The 21,378-nt window shown below is 53.5% G+C and carries 17 protein-coding genes and 2 pseudogenes; 11 read left to right on the top strand and 8 right to left on the bottom strand.

Annotated elements, in window-relative coordinates:
* Positions 1–34: 34 nt before the first annotated feature.
* Complete coding sequence (locus ACJ9Y9_RS11335; protein ID WP_028017461.1) at positions 35–1,378, bottom strand: VOC family protein; 1,344 nt, start codon at positions 1,376–1,378, stop codon at positions 35–37.
* Positions 1,379–1,581: 203 nt separating this feature from the next.
* On the bottom strand, positions 1,582–1,743 hold the full coding sequence (locus ACJ9Y9_RS11330; RefSeq protein ID WP_154231557.1) for a hypothetical protein: 162 nt from the start codon (positions 1,741–1,743) through the stop codon (positions 1,582–1,584).
* On the opposite strand from ACJ9Y9_RS11330, the gene ACJ9Y9_RS11325 reads away from it, so the two are divergent.
* The 6 genes and pseudogenes from ACJ9Y9_RS11325 (at position 1,742) to ACJ9Y9_RS11300 (ending at position 9,528) form a co-directional block, all read left to right on the top strand.
* On the top strand, positions 1,742–3,145 hold the full coding sequence (locus ACJ9Y9_RS11325) for a cytochrome ubiquinol oxidase subunit I (RefSeq protein WP_028017462.1): 1,404 nt from the start codon (positions 1,742–1,744) through the stop codon (positions 3,143–3,145). The genes ACJ9Y9_RS11330 and ACJ9Y9_RS11325 overlap by 2 nt on opposite strands.
* Positions 3,145–4,155 carry a cytochrome d ubiquinol oxidase subunit II gene (gene cydB / locus ACJ9Y9_RS11320; protein WP_028017463.1) on the top strand — a complete coding sequence of 337 codons (1,011 nt, stop codon included), beginning with the start codon at positions 3,145–3,147 and terminating at the stop codon, positions 4,153–4,155. The genes ACJ9Y9_RS11325 and cydB overlap by 1 nt, the downstream gene beginning before the upstream one ends.
* A 291-nt stretch (positions 4,156–4,446) precedes the next feature.
* Positions 4,447–4,836 (top strand): annotated as a pseudogene (locus ACJ9Y9_RS11315) (YdeI family stress tolerance OB fold protein).
* 64 nt (positions 4,837–4,900) lie between these two features.
* Positions 4,901–5,785 (top strand): SDR family oxidoreductase, encoded by an 885-nt coding sequence (locus ACJ9Y9_RS11310; protein WP_028017464.1) that lies wholly within the window; start codon positions 4,901–4,903, stop codon positions 5,783–5,785.
* Positions 5,786–5,966: 181 nt separating this feature from the next.
* Positions 5,967–6,890: a LysR substrate-binding domain-containing protein gene (locus ACJ9Y9_RS11305; RefSeq protein ID WP_028017465.1), complete on the top strand. Its 924-nt coding sequence runs from the start codon at positions 5,967–5,969 to the stop codon at positions 6,888–6,890.
* A gap of 256 nt (positions 6,891–7,146) precedes the next feature.
* Positions 7,147–9,528 carry a glucose/quinate/shikimate family membrane-bound PQQ-dependent dehydrogenase gene (locus tag ACJ9Y9_RS11300; RefSeq protein ID WP_028017466.1) on the top strand — a complete coding sequence of 794 codons (2,382 nt, stop codon included), beginning with the start codon at positions 7,147–7,149 and terminating at the stop codon, positions 9,526–9,528.
* Positions 9,529–9,576: 48 nt separating this feature from the next.
* Here the strand turns inward: ACJ9Y9_RS11300 and ACJ9Y9_RS11295 are convergent, their stop codons facing one another.
* The 3 genes from ACJ9Y9_RS11295 to ACJ9Y9_RS11285 form a co-directional block, all read right to left on the bottom strand.
* Positions 9,577–11,268, bottom strand: coding sequence for a methyl-accepting chemotaxis protein (locus ACJ9Y9_RS11295; RefSeq protein WP_028017467.1), 1,692 nt, complete (start codon positions 11,266–11,268; stop codon positions 9,577–9,579).
* Positions 11,269–11,428: 160 nt separating this feature from the next.
* Positions 11,429–12,547: an S-(hydroxymethyl)glutathione dehydrogenase/class III alcohol dehydrogenase gene (locus ACJ9Y9_RS11290; RefSeq protein WP_028017468.1), complete on the bottom strand. Its 1,119-nt coding sequence runs from the start codon at positions 12,545–12,547 to the stop codon at positions 11,429–11,431.
* A 31-nt stretch (positions 12,548–12,578) separates the two neighbouring features.
* Positions 12,579–12,854, bottom strand: a complete 276-nt coding sequence (locus ACJ9Y9_RS11285; RefSeq protein ID WP_028017469.1) for a metal/formaldehyde-sensitive transcriptional repressor — start codon at positions 12,852–12,854, stop codon at positions 12,579–12,581.
* A gap of 265 nt (positions 12,855–13,119) precedes the next feature.
* On the opposite strand from ACJ9Y9_RS11285, the pseudogene ACJ9Y9_RS11280 reads away from it, so the two are divergent.
* From ACJ9Y9_RS11280 to ACJ9Y9_RS11265, 4 genes and pseudogenes are all read left to right on the top strand, one after another.
* A pseudogene (locus tag ACJ9Y9_RS11280) lies at positions 13,120–13,325 on the top strand (hypothetical protein); the annotation flags it as partial.
* Positions 13,325–13,828: a YbjP/YqhG family protein gene (locus tag ACJ9Y9_RS11275; protein WP_028017470.1), complete on the top strand. Its 504-nt coding sequence runs from the start codon at positions 13,325–13,327 to the stop codon at positions 13,826–13,828. The pseudogene ACJ9Y9_RS11280 and the gene ACJ9Y9_RS11275, both read left to right, overlap by 1 nt.
* Before the next feature lie 63 nt (positions 13,829–13,891).
* Complete coding sequence (locus ACJ9Y9_RS11270) at positions 13,892–14,758, top strand: GyrI-like domain-containing protein (protein ID WP_407226105.1); 867 nt, start codon at positions 13,892–13,894, stop codon at positions 14,756–14,758.
* A gap of 231 nt (positions 14,759–14,989) precedes the next feature.
* Complete coding sequence (locus ACJ9Y9_RS11265) at positions 14,990–15,262, top strand: YqjD family protein (protein ID WP_028017472.1); 273 nt, start codon at positions 14,990–14,992, stop codon at positions 15,260–15,262.
* A 31-nt stretch (positions 15,263–15,293) separates the two neighbouring features.
* Here ACJ9Y9_RS11265 and ACJ9Y9_RS11260 read toward each other — a convergent pair whose 3' ends face one another.
* Entirely contained in the window at positions 15,294–16,757 is a 1,464-nt protein-coding gene (locus ACJ9Y9_RS11260; protein WP_028017473.1) for an EAL domain-containing protein, read from the bottom strand.
* Between the two features lie 277 nt (positions 16,758–17,034).
* On the opposite strand from ACJ9Y9_RS11260, the gene ACJ9Y9_RS11255 reads away from it, so the two are divergent.
* Complete coding sequence (locus ACJ9Y9_RS11255) at positions 17,035–17,919, top strand: hypothetical protein (protein WP_028017474.1); 885 nt, start codon at positions 17,035–17,037, stop codon at positions 17,917–17,919.
* 35 nt (positions 17,920–17,954) lie between these two features.
* Here ACJ9Y9_RS11255 and ACJ9Y9_RS11250 read toward each other — a convergent pair whose 3' ends face one another.
* Both ACJ9Y9_RS11250 and ACJ9Y9_RS11245 read right to left on the bottom strand, forming a co-directional pair.
* Complete coding sequence (locus ACJ9Y9_RS11250; protein ID WP_028017475.1) at positions 17,955–19,130, bottom strand: HlyD family type I secretion periplasmic adaptor subunit; 1,176 nt, start codon at positions 19,128–19,130, stop codon at positions 17,955–17,957.
* Complete coding sequence (locus ACJ9Y9_RS11245) at positions 19,127–21,307, bottom strand: type I secretion system permease/ATPase (protein ID WP_028017476.1); 2,181 nt, start codon at positions 21,305–21,307, stop codon at positions 19,127–19,129. The genes ACJ9Y9_RS11250 and ACJ9Y9_RS11245 overlap by 4 nt, the downstream gene beginning before the upstream one ends.
* Positions 21,308–21,378 lie beyond the last annotated feature (71 nt).

Here is a 21,378-nt window from a genome sequence, read left to right as displayed (position 1 = left end):
AATTTTTCCATCACACCCCAGCAGAGTAACGGTTTCAGAGCAAACCGCAACGCTGTTTGCTTCGTACTTCAGCCTCCTGATAGAGCGTAAACTCGTCATACACCGGGCAGCCCAGCGCCGCTTCAAAGGCATCGCGGCTGGCATTTCCGTGGCTGCGCGCCTGGGTTTCGTTCCCGAGATTGGACTGGAATATCCCGGCAGCGCTGACCGGCAGGAAATCTTCGTAGGTAATCGGCTGAGCGACCACCCACCCACGTTCGATCAGCGGCTGCGGATCGTCTCCGGGACGAAACGCGTGGCGATGCGCTTCCCCCGCAGGCGTCAGACGATAGCGGAAATAGGCCAGCTCCTGACGACGCATTAGCATTTCGCTGTCCGGGAAAGCGTTAAAGATCTCCCGCAAATGCAGCTGGTGGGTCAGGTTATCTTTACCGGTACCGGCCTGTGCGAGCAGGCTATCGTACAGTTCACGGCCTTTTGGCGTCAGCGCCACGCCGCGCTGTTCAATTTCACCAAACCGCGCGGTATGTGTGCCTTTATGTTCTCCGGCAAACAGCACTGGTTCTTCAAGCGCCTTAAAACTGGTCTGTCGTAAGAGCACAGGCACTTCGCGACGAGGAGGTCCTTCGATCAGCACTTTTGGTTCTATACCATACTTCGGCATCAGCTCCTGCACCCGGTCAATATCCAGGGTACGCGGCGTGAGGTGGTTAATGTGGCAGCCCGGGAAGCAAACCACATCGGCAATCAGCCGGTGTTCGTTGTGCAGGGCCAGATAGGTTTCCTGATCGACCGTCGCATGACGATGCCAGCGGAAGGTTTCCAGCGCTTCCTGCACAAATTCGTGCGCCTGTGCGTCAGTAAACTGCCCTTCCGACTCATGGAGCTCGATCAGCGCTAGACAGCGTGGGGTAAAGATGTTCCGGTGAGACAGGATCTCCGCCGCACGTTCACGCAGCGCAACGTTTTCAATCAGCTCAAGACGCAGCAGCGAGGTAAAGATACGAAACGGATTACGGCACAGCGCCGCATCGTCTATCGGACGAAACGCAGTGGAGTGGACCGGCACCCCCGCCTGAGAGAGATCGTAATAGCTGACCGGGTACATGCCCATGATGGCAAACATACGACGCAGGGTTGATAGTTCCTGTGCCGTGCCGACGCGGATCGCCCCGTGGCGCTCCACGTTCAGGCGCGCCAGTTCATCGGCATTAGCCAGTTGTTCATGTAATAGCGGGTTATTTTCCAGAACCGCCAGGTTTACGTCCGCGACCAGTTCGAGCAAAGTGCCGTATTGCGGAACTTCCTGCTGGTACATCGCCGACATAGCCTGCGAAAAGCGTTCCCGAATGTCATCAGCCGTGATGGTGTTCGCCATGATGTCATGCCTCCAGTGAATATTACCTGGAGTGTAGAGAAACCCGTTCCTTCCTGGGGGAAGAATTTCTGATTTGTGATCTTAAGACGACAGTGGTCAAACTGTGTGCTACTGGCCCCCTGAACAACCCCGAACGGAACCATTATTTTATCCTCACACTGTCTCCAGACGAGGATTTTGCCAACAGGGTCTACACTCTATCTTTAGGTAAAGAGGTTCGCGGAAGTTGGCACGGCGATCCGCATTCCGACCTGCTCACCGTGGCCGATTGCGGTACCGGTATCAAAAACCGTAATCGGTTTTGCCTGGTAGCAAAAAGCAGCCCGGCGATGCGCGTGCCCCATCGTTTCAGAGGTACGGACCATGTTCGCACTTGATGCATTCCATTTAGCAAGAATTCAGTTCGCTTTTACCGTCTCGTTCCACATCCTGTTTCCTGCAATCACCATCGGGCTCGCCAGCTATCTGGTGGTGCTGGAGGGCATGTGGCTGCGCACCAAAAACGACGTCTGGCGATCGCTGTACCATTTCTGGCTCAAGATATTTGCCGTTAACTTCGGGATGGGCGTCGTTTCCGGTCTGGTCATGGCGTATCAGTTTGGCACCAACTGGAGCGGCTTCTCACAGTTCGCCGGCAGTATTACCGGCCCACTCCTGACCTATGAGGTGTTAACCGCCTTCTTCCTGGAAGCCGGTTTCCTTGGCGTTATGATGTTCGGCTGGAATAAGGTTGGTCCGGGTCTGCACTTCTTTTCAACCTGCATGGTGGCGCTCGGCACGCTGATGTCGACCTTCTGGATCCTTGCCTCCAACAGCTGGATGCATACCCCGCAGGGTTTCACTATCGAGAACGGGCAGGTTATCCCGCAGGACTGGCTGGCGATTGTCTTTAACCCCTCGTTCCCTTACCGCCTTATTCATATGGCTATCGCCGCTTTTTTGAGCAGCGCGCTGTTTGTCGGGGCATCGGGCGCATGGCATCTGCTGCGCGGTAACGATACCCCCGCCGTTCGCACCATGTTTTCGATGGCAATGTGGATGGCGCTGGTGGTCGCGCCCATTCAGGCGGTGGTGGGCGATATGCACGGCCTGAACACGCTTGAGCATCAGCCGGCAAAAATTGCCGCCATTGAGGGGCACTGGGAAAATCCTCCCGGCGAGGCTACCCCGCTGCTGCTGTTTGGCCTGCCGGATATGGAGGAGGAGCGCACCAAATACGGTCTGGAAATCCCCGCGCTCGGCAGCCTTATCCTGACGCACAGCCTGGACAAGCAGGTCCCGGCGCTGAAAGACTTTCCGAAAGAAGATCGCCCAAACTCGACCATCGTTTTCTGGTCGTTCCGCGTGATGGTCGGGATGGGACTGCTGATGATTACCCTTGGTCTTATCAGCGTCTGGCTGCGCTATCGCCATCGACTTTACCACTCGCGCCCGTTCCACTGGTTTGCCCTCTGCATGGGGCCTGCCGGGCTGCTGGCGCTGCTCGCCGGATGGGTAACCACCGAAGTGGGACGTCAGCCGTGGGTCGTCTATGGCTACCTGCGCACCATCGACGCGGTATCGCTGCACAGCACTTTGCAGATGAGCATCAGCCTGCTGGCGTTCTTCGTCGTCTACTCGTCGGTGTTTGGCGTAGGCTATCTCTATCTCATCCGGCTGATTAAGAAAGGTCCTCAGCCCGTCGATACGCTGACGTCAAACACCTCGGGCACGCCTGCCCGTCCGCTGTCTGCCGCTGAGTCTGTTCCGGAAGAGGAGAAAATCTGATGGGTGTCGATATCTCAGTGATTTGGTTTGCCATCATCGTGTTTGCCACGCTGATGTACATCATTATGGATGGCTTCGATCTGGGCATTGGCCTGCTGTTCAACTTCGTGGGCGATGCCAGAGAGCGCGATGTGATGGTCAACAGCGTGGCGCCCGTCTGGGACGGTAACGAGACCTGGCTGGTACTCGGCGGCGCGGGGCTCTTCGGCGCATTTCCGCTGGCCTATGCGGTCATTATTGATGCGCTGACGATCCCCCTCACCGCGATGCTGATCGGCCTCATTTTTCGCGGCGTCGCCTTTGAGTTCCGCTTCAAAGCCACCCCCTCACACCGCAAGTTCTGGGACTACTCCTTTGCTGGCGGCTCCCTGCTCGCCACCTTCAGCCAGGGCGTGGTGGTGGGGGCGATGATAAACGGCTTCGACGTGGAGGGACGGCGGTTTGTTGGCTCGGCGCTGGACTGGCTCACACCCTTTAACCTCTTCTGCGGCATCGGTCTGGTCGTCGCCTACACGCTGCTGGGCACAACCTGGCTCATTATGAAAAGCGAAGGCGCGTTGCAGGTCCGTATGCGCGAGCTGACCCGCCACGTGCTGCTGGCGCTGATAGTGGTAATTGCGGTGGTGAGCGTCTGGACGCCGCTCGGCTGGCAGTACGTGGCCGACCGCTGGTTTACCCTACCCAACTTCTTCTGGTTCCTGCCGGTTCCTCTGCTGGTCGGGATCTTCAGCGTGTTGATCTGGCGCCTGACCCGCAATCCGACCAGCCACGCGCGCCCTTTTCTGCTGACGCTGGGACTTATTTTCCTCGGGTTTAGCGGACTGGGCATTAGCCTCTGGCCGAACATTATTCCGCCGCGTATCACCCTGTGGGAGGCCGCAGCCCCGCCTGCCAGCCAGCTGTTTATGCTGGTCGGGACATTACTGATTATTCCGGTGATCCTGGTGTACACCGCCTGGAGCTACTACGTCTTCCGGGGCAAGGTTTCGGATACTGAAGGCTATCACTGAGGAACGCCATGACGGCGGACTGTTGTCGCGAAAAAGAATGTTTCTCTGTCCGCCTGTCATTTCTCGAAAGGAATATTCGAAATATATACATGGCGTTCAATCATGGCATATTTAATTTCACGCATACCTGTTTTAATTTCACGCATACCTGTATAGCAATTATTATGGCGGCCAATAGCAGAATACCTTCGATTTTTAAGGTGCGTGTTTTTAGGACTTATCACATTTGCCCCATAAAGGAATAGCAATAATACTTAATAATTCAATACACCCAAAGATGAAGGATATCAGATGAAATTATCATCCGCTTTCGCTTTAGTGATATTTCTGGCTCCGACCGCATGGGCAGATAATAACGGCGGATTACAAAAAGGCGAAGCCCCACCGCCACCTCATTCGCTGGATAGCGGATATCGCGGAACCGACGATGCGCGCATTATGACAATCACTCAGGCAAAACAAATGCACGATGGTGCGACAATTTCATAGCGCGGTAATCTTATTGACGGTAGCGGCGATAAATTTGTATTTCAGGATAAAACCGGAAGAATCGACGTTATTATTCCCCAGACAGTCTTCGACGGCAGAACGGTAAAACCCGACCAGATGATCGGTATTAACGGTTCGCTTGATAAAAAATCATCCCCTGCCGTCGTCCGCGTAGATCGTTTGCAGAAATAATTCAGCGAAGCGTTAACGCTGCAGTTATCCATCAAATCTCACCCCTTGGCTTAAGGAGTCAGCTATGAGCGATACCCAACAACGTACGAACGCTTACCCGCAACCCCCGTTCCCGGAACAGCCGCAAACGCCGCCGGGACTGGCATCCGAAATGCAACCTGTACCTGACCATGGGGAAACCAGTTACAAAGGGCATGGACGCCTCACCGGTAAAAAAGCGCTGATAACCGGCGGAGACTCCGGTATTGGACGTGCGGTGGCGATTGCCTATGCCCGTGAAGGTGCCGATATTGCCATCAACTACCTGCCGGAAGAGGAGCAGGACGCGGTAGCCGTTATTGACCTGATTAAAGCTGAAGGCCGCACTGCCGTCGCGCTTCCGGGCGATATCAGGGACGAAACCTTCTGCCAGAACCTGGTTGATGAGGCCGCCACCCAACTTGGCGGGCTGGATATTCTGGTGAATAACGCCGGTCGCCAGCAGTTCCGGGAATCAATTGAAGAACTGACTACCGAAGAATTCGACGCGACGTTTAAAACGAACGTGTATGCCCCTTTCTGGATCACCAAAGCCGCTCTGCGCCACCTGAAAGCCTCATCCGTTATCATTAATACCTCCTCCGTGCAGGCGGTGAAGCCCAGCCCCGTACTGCTGGATTATGCCCAGACGAAAGCCTGTCTGGCGGTATTTACCAAAGCATTAGCCAAACAGCTGGGGCCAAAAGGCATTCGCGTCAACGCGGTCGCCCCAGGTCCTTACTGGACGGTGCTGCAATCCAGCGGCGGGCAACCGATGGAAAAAGTGAAGGAGTTCGGTGGCGACACCCCGCTGGGGCGTCCGGGTCAGCCCGTCGAGATTGCGCCATTGTACGTCACGCTGGCCTCGGATGAATGTTCCTTTACGTCCGGCCAGGTGTGGTGCTCTGACGGCGGTGACGGCGTGATCTAAACCGGTTAGCCACTCCTCTCCTGAATGCGCGATAAATGAACACGGACGTTCGCTTTTGTGCTCCCGTCGAAAAACATGTTGTAACTCAAACAGATCAAATGTTAAAAATATTTTGCTATCAGGTTATCAAAATTAAACAACTTAACTTGTCACCCGCATCGCTCTGTTTTTAACATCGCCTATGGAAAAAAATGGTCTGTTCAGTCAGCGCATCCGCTTGCGCCATTTGCATACATTTGTGGCCGTCGCTCAACAGGGAACGCTGGGGCGTGCGGCTGAAACTCTTAACCTGAGCCAGCCTGCTCTCTCGAAAACGCTGAATGAGCTGGAACAACTTACCGGTACACGTCTTTTTGACCGTGGCCGTTTAGGGGCACAACTGACCCTGGTGGGCGAGCAATTTCTCACGCACGCCGTAAAAGTGCTTGATGCCCTCAACACCGCGGGCCAGTCCCTCAATCGCAAAGAAGAGCACGCCAGCGAAGTTGTGCGCGTGGGAGCCCTGCCTACCGCTGCACTGGGTATTCTTCCTCCGGTCATCGGTCAGTTCCACAAACAGCAAAGACATACCACGATTCAGGTTGCCACCATGAATAACACCATGCTGCTCGCGGGGCTGAAATCAGGTGAGTTGGATCTTGGCATCGGTCGAATGTCCGATCCTGAACTGATGGGTGGTCTGAATTACGAACTGTTGTTCCTGGAATCACTGAAGCTGGTTGTGCGTCCTGACCACCCTCTGTTGCAGGATACCGTGACGTTAAGCCGCGTCATGGAGTGGCCTGTGGTGGTCTGCCCTAAAGGGACGGTCCCGCGAGACACTGCCGAGACACTGCTTAAAATGCAGGGATGTTCGCTGCCTTCGGGTTGTATCGAAACGCTTTCGGCCTCGCTTTCACGCCAGCTTACCCTGGATTATGACTACGTCTGGTTCGTTCCCTCCGGCGCAGTAAAAGATGATTTACGCCAGGGTACGCTTACCGCACTGCCGGTGACGTCGCCTGGCGCCGGTGAACCCATCGGTATTCTGACGCGGGTAGATACCCCGCTTTCCACAGGCGCACAGACGCTACTGAGCGCCATTCGCAAATCTATGCCGGTCTAGAAACCCTTCCCCTCACTCTACCCCTCTCCCCAAAGGGGGCGAGGGGCAGTCCTGTGCTCTAATCAATTAATGCGAAATTATTCATTAACAATTGCGTAAAACAATTTAACAGTTTTATCATACCCGTGAATTCACCAAATGGTTCACAAATCATTTTACAAACCCGAATTCACTCGTATTTATCATTATTCCCCCTTCAATTATTACCCAACTGGTACATTTCCGGCACGGCGGGGGGATCTAAAGGAGACAGAAAATGGCATTTGGCAGCGCGCCGCGCGGGATACCTCGTATTCTGCAGTGGCTACTTGCCGGACTGATGATGCTCATCGGTCTGGCCGTCGGCGGGTTGGGCTTTAAGCTCGCCTCCGTAGGTGGAAGTTGGTACTTCCTGATAATGGGCGTGGTGATGGTGATTGCCGCGATCCTCATTTTTACCAGTCGCACCAGTGGGATAGTGCTTTATAGCATCGCGTTTATCGCCTCGCTGTTCTGGGCGGTAAGCGATGCGGGCTGGGATTTCTGGCCGCTCTTCTCCCGCCTCTTTACGTTTGCCGTACTGGCATTCCTCTGCGCCATCGTGTGGCCTTTTCTGCGTGCAGCAAACCATAACGCACCGAACAAGGCTCCCGCTTTTGGTATCGCAGCCGTGCTTGCGGTGGCTATGCTGGTCAGCCTGGGCTGGATGTTTAAACCGCAAACCCTCGTGGCGGCTAACGAGCCCGTTCCGGTTAAACCCGTCGCACCCGGCGAGCAGCAAAAAAACTGGGAGCACTGGGGCAACACCACGCACGGCGACCGCTTCGCCGCGCTGGACCAGATTAACAAGCAGAATGTCAGTGACCTGAAAGTTGCCTGGGTTGCACACACGGGTGATATCCCGCAGAGCAATGGTTCTGGCGCGGAAGATCAAAACACGCCATTGCAGATTGGCGACACGCTGTATGTCTGTACGCCATACAGTAAAGTGCTGGCGCTGGATGTCGACTCCGGTAAAGAGAAGTGGCGCTATGATTCCAAAGCCACGGCACCTAACTGGCAGCGTTGTCGTGGTCTGGGCTATTTTGAAGATCGCTCTTCAGTGACAACGTCACAGGTTGAGACGCAGCCTGCCGCGTGCCCTCGCCGCCTGTTCCTGCCCACTACTGATGCCCGCCTGATTGCCATCAACGCGGATACCGGTAAGGTCTGCGAAGACTTTGGCGACCATGGCACCGTTGACCTGAGCGTTGGCATGGGCGAGATCAAGCCGGGCTACTATCAGCAAACGTCTACGCCGCTGGTTGCCGGGAATGTTGTCGTCGTCGGCGGTCGTGTCGCGGATAACTACTCCACCGGCGAACCGCCGGGCGTGGTGCGCGCGTATGACGTTCACACCGGTAAACTGGCGTGGGCGTGGGATCCGGGTAACCCGAACCTGACCGGCCTGCCGCCGGAAGGCCAGACCTACACGCGCGGTACGCCGAACGTCTGGTCGGCGATGTCTTACGACGCCAAACTGAACCTGATCTACCTGCCAACCGGCAACGCCACCCCGGATTTCTGGGCAGGTGAACGTACCGCGCTGGATGATAAATACAGCTCATCTATCGTGGCGGTTGATGCAGCCACAGGTCAGGTCCGCTGGCATTTCCAGACCACCCACCACGACCTGTGGGACTTTGATCTGCCTTCCCAGCCGCTGCTGTACGACCTGCCCGACGGTAAGGGCGGTACCACGCCTGTACTGGTGCAGACCAGCAAGCAGGGTATGATCTTCATGCTCAACCGCGAAACCGGTAAGCCGGTGGCGAAGGTTGAGGAGCGTCCTGTCCCGGCGGGTAACGTCGAAGGTGAGCGCTACTCTCCAACCCAGCCGTATTCTGTTGGTATGCCGATGATTGGCAACCAGACGCTGACCGAGTCCGACATGTGGGGGGCGACGCCTGTCGACCTGCTGCTGTGCCGTATTCAGTTCAAAGAGATGCGCCATCAGGGCGTCTTCACGCCGCCAGGTCTCGACCGTTCCCTGCAGTTCCCTGGCTCGCTCGGCGGGATGAACTGGGGCAGCGTCTCCGTTGACCCGAACAACAGCCTGATGTTCGTCAACGATATGCGCCTGGGGCTGGCAAACTACATGGTACCGCGCGCTAACGTGGCGAAAAACGCCAGCGGCATCGAGATGGGTATCGTACCGATGGACGGCACGCCGTTCGGCGCCATGCGCGAACGCTTCCTGTCGCCGCTGGGCATTCCATGCCAGAAGCCGCCGTTTGGCACCATGTCAGCCGTTGACCTGAAAACCGGCAAGCTGGTGTGGCAGGTTCCTGTCGGCACGGTGGAAGATACCGGCCCGCTGGGCATTCGTATGCATATGCCGATCCCAATTGGTATGCCGACACTGGGTGCGTCACTCTCTACTCAGTCTGGTCTGCTGTTCTTTGCCGGCACTCAGGACTTCTACCTGCGCGCGTTTGATACCGCCACCGGGAAAGAGATCTGGAAAGACCGTCTGCCGGTGGGCAGCCAGTCCGGCCCGATGACCTACGTGTCGCCGAAAACCGGCAAACAGTACATCATCATTAACGCCGGTGGTGCCCGTCAGTCACCGGATCGCGGTGATTACGTTATCGCGTATGCCTTACCCGATAAGAAGTAACAGATGAAAAAAGGGACCGAAAGGTCCCTTTTTTTCTGGTGGCGCAACTCAGAACGTTTCCCAGTTATCCCCGGAAACCGTCGCCGCGGGGCGTAGCGGCGTGCTCTTCGTCACTGAGGCTGGTGTAGCCACTCGGCCTGGCTTCACGCTGCTCAAACGAAACGCGCCAACTGCCTCGGTCAGACGCGCGCCCTGTTCTTCCAGAGATGCTGCGGCTGCTGAAGCTTCTTCCACCAGCGAGGCGTTCTGCTGGGTCACTTTATCCATTTCAGAAATCGCCTGACTCACCTGCACAATGCCACGACTCTGCTCATCAGACGCTGCGGCAATCTCCAGCATGATGTCAGTCACCCGTTTAACCGCCTCCACGATTTCATTCATGGTGTTGCCGGCGGCGACAACTTCACCAGAACCCTGGTCGATCAGCGAGACCGACTCGTTGATCAGGCTCTCAATCTCTTTTGCGGCATTCGCACTGCGGCTTGCCAGGGTACGTACTTCACTTGCCACCACAGCAAAACCACGGCCCTGCTCACCCGCACGCGCCGCTTCTACCGCTGCGTTAAGCGCCAGGATATTGGTCTGGAAGGCAATGCTGTTAATCACTGCGGTAATCTCAGAGATTTTTTTCGAACTGCTGGAGATGTTACCCATGGTTTTGACCACCCCGGAGACCATCTGGCCGCCACGGCTGGCTTTACCGGAGGCATCTTCCGCCAGTTTACTGGCATGGTGAGCATTATCCGCGTTCTGTTTCACCGTTGCGGTCAGTTGTTCCATGCTTGCGGCGGTCTGCTCAATGGCAGCAGCCTGCTGTTCAGTGCGCGAAGAGAGATCGGTGTTACCGGCAGAGATTTCACTGGTTCCACGGTAGATCTCCTCCGCCCCCTGACGTACGGTACCCACGGTGTTTTCAAGCGAGTGCTGCATGGTTTGCAGATCGCGCGTCAGGCGGCCAATTTCGCTACGTCCGGCCACATCGTCCGGCATCGTCAGGTCGCCTTTGGCGATATTCTCGATACGTTTCGCCGCACGCTGCAGAGGATGGATCACCGTGCGGCGCAGCACGGTAAAGGTCAATGCCGTCAGCACCAGTGCGAGCGCGAACGCGCCGATCATAAACATCAGACCCAGCTGTGTGCGGCTGTGCGCCTGTGCCGTCAGGGCATTGGCACGGTCGGTACGGATCTTAATCGCCTTCAGCAGCACGGCGTTGTAAGCGTCGTCCAGCGGACGCGCGGTTTCGTTTTCATGGTTGATAATCGCTTCGAACATACCGTTTTTGGCGAATTTCACCATCGGCTGCATACCCGCAATATAGGCGTCATATCGTGCTTTCAGGTCAGCATCCAGCGCTTCGCCCTCTGCGGTACGCACGGCGCGATTCATATAGGCGGTGAAACTCTCCTGAGACTGCTTAATACGCGTTTCCGCATCGCTGATGTTCTGCTTCATGGCATCCATCTCCGCGATACGGCTTGCCGCACCGGCGTGGATAAGATTGATACGCGCGGTTCGCAGATGGTTTGAGCTGTTCGACAGCCCCATACGCACCTGAATTTCAGATGTGACATCCTGCTGATCGCGATCGGCCTGAAGCAGGAAATATCCCGCCAGACCTGAGCTCAAGGCAAAAAGCAGAATAATGCCACCGAGAATGGAGGAAAACAGCGGAACCAGCCTGATGTGATGCAAGAAGCTCAGCTTGCGCTGCGCCTGCATCGAAGTAGTGTTGTCCATGACCGTCGACTCTCTTATAGGTAAGATGCGTAAAAACACGCCCGTTAAATAGTCATCGGCACGGCAGAGATTTAGATTACGGCTAAAAACGCCGCACTGGTCACACTTTAGAGAAGATTATTAAAGAAATGCCAGCGGTGAAAAACCGCTGGCAGAAGAATTACTTGTCGCCGAAATGAATAACGGTGCGGATGGATTTCCCTTCGTGCATCAGATCGAACGCGTCGTTGATCTGCTCCAGTGGCAAACGATGGGTGATGAACGGATCGAGCTGGATTTTTCCGGCCATGGCATCTTCAACCATACCCGGGAGCTGAGTACGCCCTTTCACGCCGCCAAACGCGGAACCGCGCCACACGCGACCTGTCACCAGCTGGAATGGACGAGTTTTAATCTCCTGACCCGCCCCGGCAACCCCAATAATGATGCTCTCGCCCCAGCCTTTGTGGCAGCACTCCAGCGCAGAACGCATGACGTTCACGTTGCCGATGCATTCGAAGCTGAAGTCAACGCCGCCGTCGGTCAGCTCAACGATGACATCCTGAATCGGTTTTTCGTGATCTTTCGGGTTCACGAAATCGGTCGCGCCCATTTCACCCGCCAGCTTGAATTTCTCCGGATTGGTGTCGACTGCGATGATACGACCGGCCTTCGCCTGAACCGCGCCCTGAATCACCGCCAGACCAATGCCGCCGAGACCGAACACCGCCACGGTATCGCCCTCTTTGACCTTTGCCGTGTTATGCACCGCGCCAATACCGGTGGTCACACCGCAGCCCAGCAGGCAGACTTTATCCAGCGGCGCCTGCGGGTTCACCTTCGCCAGGGAAATTTCCGCGCAAACGGTGTACTCGCTGAAGGTGCTGGTGCCCATGTAGTGATAAACAGGCTCGCCGTTATAAGAGAAACGGGTGGTGCCGTCCGGCATCAGCCCTTTGCCCTGAGTGGCGCGAACCGCCTGGCAGAGGTTGGTTTTACCGGATTTACAGAACTTACACTCGCCGCACTCCGCGGTGTACAGCGGGATCACGTGATCCCCTGGTTTCAGGCTGGTCACGCCCTCGCCCACTTCTACCACAATCCCGCCACCTTCATGACCGAGTACCGCAGGGAAAACGCCTTCCGGATCGTCACCCGACAGCGTAAACGCATCGGTATGACATACGCCGGTATGGGTTATTTTGATCAACACTTCGCCTTTCTTCGGCGGTGCCACGTCGATTTCAACGATTTTGAGCGGCTGGCCGGGGCCAAATGCGACAGCAGCGCGAGATTTCATATTGTCTTCCCTTATTGTGAGGTATGTGGGTTTATTTTAGATAAGAGCGCAGCAAATGGCCGACTTCCGCCATGCGCACGGCTCGCTGATCCGGCGTTGTTTCCCCCGTCACCAGCTCATCGTTGAGGTGAATTTCGACCATTTCGCCCATCAGGCCATTGGCAGCACCGCGCACGGCGGCGATTTGCTGCAGGATGGCTAAACAGGGATCGCCCGACTCCAGCGCGCGTTCAAGGGCATCGACCTGCCCACGAATGCGACGGACGCGGGTAAGGATACGTTTTTTGTCTTCGGGTGAATGCGGCATACGCCCTCCTGATACTATAGGGGGGTATGGTATTTCACTTAACAGGGGATGTAAACCTTCTGTTTCCGTTGCTACATCAGCGTATCTACCGCATATCATCAACCAAGCGAATAAAACCCCAAAAACATATAAGACTATGAAATATATAATCTTTTAATAACATTTTTTGCCTAAGCGGATTGAAGCTCTCGTTGTTTAGTGACACTTTCATCTACAACAGGAGTTAACACATGGCATGGAACAAACACGCAGCGGCCCTGAACGGGCAGGTTTCCTAATTTTAGGACAAGGCGAAACATTACAGGAAGGCGATGTGGTTGTTATTCAGCCCTGTGATGACGGTAATCCTGCGGGTCACATGGCAATTTACGACGGCACTACCTGGTACTCAGATTTCAGACAAAGAGATATGTGGGGTGGTCCGGGATATCGTTCTGCGCACCTTCTTACAAAATTTACAGGAAAAACTGATGCGTAACATTCTTATGATGTGCCTGTTATTGACGGGATGTTCAGCACAGATGGATTCGCCGGAAAAACGTATCAATGATTTTTATTCGTTCTACCTCACGGCCTTCGTTACAGATACCCATGAAGATAATCTCGATTCACCAAAAATGCGTGAGTATATTGCGCGCGACACGCTCTTCCGTCTGAAGAAAATTCTTTCTCTCAATGAGCAGGAAATTATCGGTTCCGATTATTTTACCTATACACAAGACTATGCCGCGGAGTGGATCCCTGACCTGAGTGTAAGCAACGCAATAAACTCAGTGTCCGGAAAAGTTGTTAACGTCAAGCTGGGTGCAGGTAATGGGCAAAAACAGCGGTTAAACGTGTATCTGCTCAATGAAGACGGTAAATGGAAAATTTATCGCGTCACCGATGCGAGCCATCATTTCGAACAGTATATTTTTGACGACAGGGCGATTGCTGCCGCACAACGATATGCGGCCAGTATAACTTCTCCATAATTAGCAAGATCGGTCAGGATTCTGGCCGTTTGGTGAGGCAAAGTGGGTCATCAGGAGGATGCAATGAACGTTGCAATCAAAACGGCCTACCGCGAGCGCTTCACGATGGTGTGCGACTATATCGCCCACCATCTCGATGAACCGCTCACGCTGGAGAAGCTCAGCGCGATAGCCTGCTGTTCGCCTTATCATTTTCACCGGCAGTTTCTGGCATTCAGCGGCCAGCCGCTGTATCGCTATATCCAGTGGCTACGCCTTCGTCGTGCTTCCTGGCGACTGGCGTTTAATCCACAGGATAAGGTGATTGATATTGCGCTCGATGCCGGATTTCAGAACCCCGAATCGTTCAGCCGCGCCTTCAGAAACGCATTTGGAAAAAGCCCCCGTCAGTTTCGGCAACAGCCGGACTGGCTGAGCTGGCACCAGCGCGTACCGAAAATGACCTTTCAGGAGCAAAAAACAATGGAAATTAAGATTGTCGATTTCCCACAGACCCGAGTGGCAGTGCTGCAGCACCGTGGCAGCCCGGATAGGGTTAATGACAGCGCGGCGAAATTTATTGCCTGGCGTAAAACCTCGGGCTTATCACCCGTACACGAAAGCAGCACCTTTGGCATTGCCTGGGATGACCCGGCAACCACACCCGCAGACGCCTTTCGTTTCGATATTTGCGGCAGTATCTCTGAAGCGATACCAGAAAATGACTTCGGGTTTTCCAGTGGTGAAATCGACGGTGGTCGATACGCCGTCGGGCGTCACACAGGTTCGCTGGATAACATTTCCGCCACGGTATGGGTGATGTTTCGCGACTGGCTACCGGCCAGCGGCGAAACGCTGCGCGATGCCCCGGTATTTTTCCACTACCTCAACTTTATTCACGAGGTGCCGGAACATGCGCTGCAAACGGATATCTACCTGCCGTTAAAATGACTATACCTCATTGACCGCTATTTCGGCCGGGTAGCTGCGCTTACCCGGCCTGCCTCTCCTGAAACTGTGCTACCCTGGCATAAATTACGGTCAGGATGACAATGAGAAATAACGGGTTCCCGATATAGAGATATATCCGAAAACCATCCTGTCAGGTGCCAAATTTAGCCTTTCGTCTCTCACCTCTACAAAGAGCGGCTATCCTTTAACTATCAACAAAAGGAGGCAAAAATGTCTGATTTCGGTACTGATAAAAATACCCAGTTTGCTGAAGACAAAGCAAAAAATAAACTTGATGAACTCGCAGGTTCAGCGCAGCAGCAGTTTGGTGAATTCGTTGACTCACCAAAACATCAGATAAAAGGTGCCGCGAAAAAATATGCCGCGCAGGCCAGCGATGCGGTCTCCGATGTCACCGAAGCGGTCAGAAACAACCCTCTTACTGGCCTAATCGCCGCCGGTGCTGTCGGTATTGTGCTCGGCCTGCTGCTGGGTCGAAAATAACTCAAGGCCCTTCGGGGCTTTATTTTCCTTACTAGCTAAATAACCGTACCATGCGGTCTAACTCATCTTCTTTCACAGCACGAGATAAATAATACCCCTGAAAGTTTTTGACGCCCAGGGCAGCTAATTTCTCAAACTTTTCTTCGCTATCAACTCCCTCTGCAATGCAATCCGTTCCGGTCATATCGCTATAAAGTTGTATCGCTTTAATAAGGTGATAGTCATTGTCATTTGCCACGAAATGCTCAACAATGTCCTTGTCCAGTTTGAGCCCATCAAAATGTACCTGTCGCACCGGGAACATGGTTTGATGGTTAGAGAAGCAGTCATCCAAAAATAATCGACATCCCGTACTCCGTAAATGCCGCATAGTTTCAGGGATCCTGGTGTCCTTAGTGACATCAATATCCTCCGCGAATTCAAAGACTAAATTTTCGGCCCACCGCGGTTTGAGTAGCATGTCGATAGCTTTCTTTGCCATATCAGGCAATGCATTCCCGGAAGCCAGTCGGGGTGGTATATTAACTGAAAAATAATATTTCCCGTTATATTTATTAATACCTGACACGGCAGCATGGATAACTAACGCCGTAATCTTTAGCCATATTTCATTATTTGAAATATCAGCCAAAAAACTGACTGGCTTGACGATTTTACCATTTTTATTCCAGCGAATAAGTATTTCAAAACCAACCCCTTTTTTGTTATGGTCGGTAATGATCTGGTACACAGGGAAGATCTCCCGCTTAAGCAGTGCGTTAAAAATCTCTGTTTCCTTTTTCGTAAAGTCTGTCTTTTGATTTTTTCGCTTAATACTCTCACCCACATTGAAATTGTGTGGATCGTTTACCCACTGCTTGATTAAATGTAATTTTTGAACACCTTCCTTTCGGTGAGTATATACCGTTTTATTAGACAACCCCATTGTATCGCACAATTCTTTTACGGACATACCCCGGTAGAAACTTAATAAAACATCAACCTCCCTTCGGGTTAGCCATTTAAAAGTTCCTTTAGCAGAATAATCCAGAGAGTGATCCCGCAATAAACGAGAACCATCCTTAAATATATTATCATGCATGCTGATGGAGCCTATTATATCAGACACGCTGGCTATGCGAATCAGCGATAACTGACGGCTGCTATTTAAAAGGCTACCCAGGGTGCGATACAGCCAGCTGTCTGGTATATCACCATACAGAGTAACACGTTGAATAACGGGTAGCGAATTAAGTACGGATGCCAGGCGTTTCAGACTCTCAAGGAGATTGACAATACCTTTCCCGAGGAACACCACAATGTGAGCACTCTGATTTATAAGAATATTTTTTCTGTCTCGTTGCGATATCTCATCCCCAACAAAGCGAATAAGCGATGCCTCTATCCCGTATTTTTCCAGGATCAGACGATATCCCTGAAATGTGAAGCCGCAGGCTGAGATGACAAACTTTTGGTCATCGCAAGCCCCATTTCTGAGAGAAATTTTTTGGGTCATAACCTGCTCCTGGGCACCAACGCGCCATTTCCATTTGTGAATGCATAAAATGTCATGCACCTGATGTGAGTATTAATTTTACCGTACAACAACAGGGTAAGAAACAGTCCTCACCGGAACATCTTTGCGTTAATCACTTCACGCCACACAACGTGAAAATATACTTTTCTTTTCAAATAACCACGGTAAATGTTTCATTCTCAGGGTATAATGAAAATTCCGAAAAAGAAGGCTGGATACTTCATCTATCGGCTCATTCAAATACGAGAAATACGCTATGGATAATCATATCTCATCCAGGGCCTTGCTACATCGAAGGGATGTTATAAAGAACAACCCGCGATTCAGTGAGGCAATATTAGAGCACTACACCATTAATGACACCATCTACAAAAAACAACCTTTATTCTACAAAACGATGCTGCAGGAATCACGATTTAACATTATCCTTTCCATGTGTTGTTTTATTTTTGGAAATCAGGCTGAATCTGTATCGGAAATAAAAGAGTTATGTTCTCGCTATAAAATAGCCAGCCCCAACAGCGTTATTGCAATCATTACGATACTCAGAACCACCGGGCGCATCAGCACCTGGCGCTGCACGGAAGACAGACGCAAAACGAGAATAGCGCCAACTGAAAAAGGCCTGAATGAACTAAAGCGATATATGTCCGGGGCATTTTTGCCGGTCAGCATTCTTTATCCGGCATTTAATATTGACGTTAACCTTTTGGATAATGACGTGTTGAGAAATAATTTTTTCCGTCGCGCGGCAGAATATCTTTTTCGGGGATTAACGTTCAGAAAGGTTTTGCCTGAAGTAGGATTATTTATCGATAAAGATGGCGGTCGAATGATTATGCTCTATCTATACCTGCAGGCCATAAAAAACAAATCTGCCCATGGTGCAACTATTGAATATTCAGCAAGCACACTCGCAAAAGAATTTTTTGTTTCAAGAATTCACGTCAACCGAATCATCAAATCGGCACAAGAGGCAGGTTATCTGAAAGATCGCGGTGATGGGCGTATGTCTATATACCCGGCGTTTATCGAACTCGTTGAAAATTATGCCGGATTATATTTTGCATATGTCACGCATTACATTAACGTTGTTCCTAAAGATCGCCGCCACGCTCATCACGTGACGTCAACCGCTTAACTCAGCAGGCGTTCGGTGTTCCGAACGCCATTCGCCTATCGCTCTCGTAACGCCTCTTTCGCTTTATTCAATGGTTTCAACAGATAATCCAGAATAGTTTTACTGCCCGTTTTAATATCAACCGTGGCTATCATGCCCGGAAAGACCGGAAACTCTTTGCCTTGCTTATTGGTCAGATGGTTATTGTCGGTACGGATGTAAACGCGATAGTAGTAGACGTCTCTTTTCACTTCATCCTGTAAGGTGTCCGGGGAAATCATGGTCACTTCCCCTTCCAGCCCACCATAAATGGAGTAGTCATAGGCCGTAATTTTTACCAGCGCTTTCTGGCCTGGATGGATAAAGGCCACATCACGCGGTGAGATTTTCGCCTCAACCACCATCTGATCGTCCAGCGGAACCAGGCTCATCAGTTTGCCGTTGGGGGGAATAACGCCACCAACGGTTGTAACGTCAATATCCTTAACAATCCCGCGAACCGGCGCATTGAAGGTCAGCCTTGTCAGGGAATCCTCGCGCCCCTTCATCACCGAACGCTGGGCTTCAATTTCCGCATTCGCTTTTGCCAGCTCTTCACGGGCGCGAACGTAGTACTGATTTTTCATCTCGGTGATTTTATTCTCAAGCTCATTTTTTTGACGCTCAAGACGTAATACCTCAACCTTGCTGGCCGCACCCTGGGTCACCAGTGGTCGGGTTAACGACAGCTCTCGCTGCACCAGTTCAGCCCCCTGACGCAAACCAGCCAGCCCTTTTTCCAGACTCTCGCGACGGGACTGGTAAAGCGCTGTTTCCTGCTTGACCAGCTCAACGTCGTCATCCAGTTCCTCAGGAAATGCGAGCTCCGTATCGTTCACTTCGGCCTTCAGGCGCGCAGCCGTTGCCAGCGCGGCATTCAGACGAGACTCACTCTCCAGCACGCTTGACTCGGTTTTGGTCCGGTCAAGCTGCGCAAGCTGCTGACCGCGTTCAACAATGTCACCTTCGCGCACCATCAGGCTGTGAATAATGCCGCCCTCAAGAGACTGAATCACCTGCTCATGCGATGAAGGTATAACTTTGCCGTTGCCGGTAGTGACTTCATCAAGCTGGAAAAGACTCGCCCAGATGATAAACACCGCCAGCAGGGCGAACAGCGACCATGCCACCAGGGACGAACGCGGTAAGCGCGGCTCCTTCAGACGACTATTGAAACGAGAGAAATCATTCATGCCGCGCCCTCCTCTGCCACCGCTGCCGGTTTCATGGTCACGGTGCGCTGAGCCGTTTTTTGCGGTGCCATACCGTGCTGATGCAGGATCGCGTCACGTGGACCGTCCATCACCACCTTACCGTTTTCCAGCACAATGATACGGTCGACCAGGTCCAGAATAGGCAAGCGGTGAGTTGCCACAACCAACGTCCGGCGTTTACCCAGCCACTTGTGAAGATGTTGAATAAACTGCTTCTCACTCACTTCATCCAGCCAGGCGGTAGGCTCATCCAGCAGCAGGATATGCGGTGAGGTGATCAGGGCGCGCGCCAACAACAGCGCCTGGCGCTGGCCGCCCGATAGCCCCGTGCCTCCCTCGTTGATGATGGTGTTCAACCCCATTTTCTGTTTGCGCACAAACTCCAGCGCACCGCTGTTGACCAGCGCATGATGAATTTCATCGTCAGTGGCGAGCGGGTTCCCCATCAGGATGTTGTCACGCACCGAGCCAAAGAACAGGCGCGCCTGCTGGCTGAGCAACTGCATATCACGACGCACGTCGGCCGGATCAAGATGGTTCAGGGCAATATCGTCCAGCAGAATGCTCCCCTGCTGCGGCTCCTGCATACCCGCCAGAAGCTGTAACAGCGTACTTTTACCGGAACCATTTCGCCCCAGCACCGCAACCCGTTCTCCGGCACGGATCTGCAGCTTGCTGATGTTAAGCACGGTGAGCTTCTCTTCTTCGTCGTAGTAAAACCCGACGTCCTCAAGCCTGTAGTCGCCGCGCAGGTGCGCTTTGTGCACCTTTTTGCCGTTCTGCGGATCGTCAATCGGACGCTGCATCAGGTCGTCCAGCCCCTTGCGGGCCACTTTTGCCGACTGCCAGCGCGAGAGCACGCCTGAGATCTGCGACAGCGGCGCAATTGTGCGCGATGCCAGAATCGAGGTCCCCACCAGCGCACCGGTGGTCATGTCGCCGCTGATCACCAGATAACAGCCCACCAGCAGTACCACCGCATAGACAATCGACTGCACCTCCTGCGTCCAGGTGAGCAGCAGGCCCGTCAGCCAGCGCTGCTTCATTCCGACGCTGGCAGCAACGTCGTTGGTGTTATTCCACTGGTTCTGGAAACGCTGCTCGGCGCGCATCAGCTTGATGTCTTCAATGCCCTGCACCGCTTCAACCAGCGTGGCGTTACGAATGGCGGATTCGCGCATCCCCTCACTGGAGAGTTTACCCAGCGGACGCTGCACCAGCAGACCCGGAATGAGCAGCAACGGTACGGCGAGCAGAACCACCAGCACCAGCGGACCGCCAATCATCCACAGGATGAAGACGAACAGCAGGAAAAACGGCAGATCGGAGAGTGCCGCAATGGTGGTGGAGGTGATGAGCTCACGCACCGACTCCAGCTCGCGGATCTGGGCAATAAACGATCCGGTTGATTTAGAGCGCGCGCCGTTTTTAATCCTTAGCGCATGGGCAAAAACGCGTTCGGAGATGCGCAGATCGGCACGCTTCCCCACCACGTCAGAGATATGCACGCGCAGCATACGCATGATGAATTCAAACACGATGGCAATCATCACGCCGCCAAACAGCACCCACAGCGTGGCTTCTGACTGCGACGGTACCACCCTGTCGTAGACCTGCATGGAGAAGACCATGCCGGAAAGCGCCAGCACGTTAGCGACCAGCGCCACCAGCATAATGTCGCTGTAGCGTCGCCAGTCCTTCAGCGCCAGTTGCCAGAACCAGTTTTTTTCATACGGTTTGATGTAGTCATCCACGCGGGCATCCGGCGCGGATTCAAGCGGGCGCAGCACCATCAGTCCTGTTAACCGTGAACCTAGCTCCTCACGCGTTAGCGTTGTCTCCAGACCTCCGTCGCCACTGAACTGCAGACTGACATTACCTTCACCGTCCATGCGAGCGATCACCGCGATTTGCCCGCCGGTGAATTCCGCCAGCATCGGCAAGCGCCACGGGTCAAGGGATACGGCATCTGCCGCGACCATACGCATCCCCAGTCCAAGCTGGCGCGCCATCTCCTCCAGCACCAGCTGGCGCGGAGACTGACTTTCATGATTAATGGTGACCCGAACATGCTCCGCAGAAAAATCCAGCCGATAATGCTTCGCGATGATGAACATGCCCTGCAGCCAGGGTTCGTACTGTGGATGTGTCTTCATAATGCTACGTCCTGTCCAGCGCGATAATTACGCACTGAAATGATACCTTTACGGGATGATTGAAAATCGAA

It is taken from the genome of Enterobacter sp. CPE_E1241, assembly GCF_045618265.1.
Lineage (GTDB): Bacteria > Pseudomonadota > Gammaproteobacteria > Enterobacterales > Enterobacteriaceae > Enterobacter > Enterobacter adelaidei.
This window is presented reverse-complemented; position numbering and strand designations above follow the sequence as displayed.

Coding starts and splice junctions, on each gene's coding strand:
- ACJ9Y9_RS11250 (WP_028017475.1), bottom strand. CDS start 19,130: ATGAATGATTTCTCTCGTTTCAATAGTCGTCTGAAGGAGCCGCGCTTA.
- ACJ9Y9_RS11270 (WP_407226105.1), top strand. CDS start 13,892: ATGAACGTTGCAATCAAAACGGCCTACCGCGAGCGCTTCACGATGGTG.
- cydB (WP_028017463.1), top strand. CDS start 3,145: ATGGGTGTCGATATCTCAGTGATTTGGTTTGCCATCATCGTGTTTGCC.
- ACJ9Y9_RS11285 (WP_028017469.1), bottom strand. CDS start 12,854: ATGCCGCATTCACCCGAAGACAAAAAACGTATCCTTACCCGCGTCCGT.
- ACJ9Y9_RS11255 (WP_028017474.1), top strand. CDS start 17,035: ATGGATAATCATATCTCATCCAGGGCCTTGCTACATCGAAGGGATGTT.
- ACJ9Y9_RS11290 (WP_028017468.1), bottom strand. CDS start 12,547: ATGAAATCTCGCGCTGCTGTCGCATTTGGCCCCGGCCAGCCGCTCAAA.
- ACJ9Y9_RS11275 (WP_028017470.1), top strand. CDS start 13,325: ATGCGTAACATTCTTATGATGTGCCTGTTATTGACGGGATGTTCAGCA.
- ACJ9Y9_RS11260 (WP_028017473.1), bottom strand. CDS start 16,757: ATGACCCAAAAAATTTCTCTCAGAAATGGGGCTTGCGATGACCAAAAG.
- ACJ9Y9_RS11245 (WP_028017476.1), bottom strand. CDS start 21,307: ATGAAGACACATCCACAGTACGAACCCTGGCTGCAGGGCATGTTCATC.
- ACJ9Y9_RS11310 (WP_028017464.1), top strand. CDS start 4,901: ATGAGCGATACCCAACAACGTACGAACGCTTACCCGCAACCCCCGTTC.
- ACJ9Y9_RS11330 (WP_154231557.1), bottom strand. CDS start 1,743: ATGGTCCGTACCTCTGAAACGATGGGGCACGCGCATCGCCGGGCTGCT.
- ACJ9Y9_RS11295 (WP_028017467.1), bottom strand. CDS start 11,268: ATGGACAACACTACTTCGATGCAGGCGCAGCGCAAGCTGAGCTTCTTG.
- ACJ9Y9_RS11300 (WP_028017466.1), top strand. CDS start 7,147: ATGGCATTTGGCAGCGCGCCGCGCGGGATACCTCGTATTCTGCAGTGG.
- ACJ9Y9_RS11305 (WP_028017465.1), top strand. CDS start 5,967: ATGGAAAAAAATGGTCTGTTCAGTCAGCGCATCCGCTTGCGCCATTTG.
- ACJ9Y9_RS11325 (WP_028017462.1), top strand. CDS start 1,742: ATGTTCGCACTTGATGCATTCCATTTAGCAAGAATTCAGTTCGCTTTT.
- ACJ9Y9_RS11335 (WP_028017461.1), bottom strand. CDS start 1,378: ATGGCGAACACCATCACGGCTGATGACATTCGGGAACGCTTTTCGCAG.
- ACJ9Y9_RS11265 (WP_028017472.1), top strand. CDS start 14,990: ATGTCTGATTTCGGTACTGATAAAAATACCCAGTTTGCTGAAGACAAA.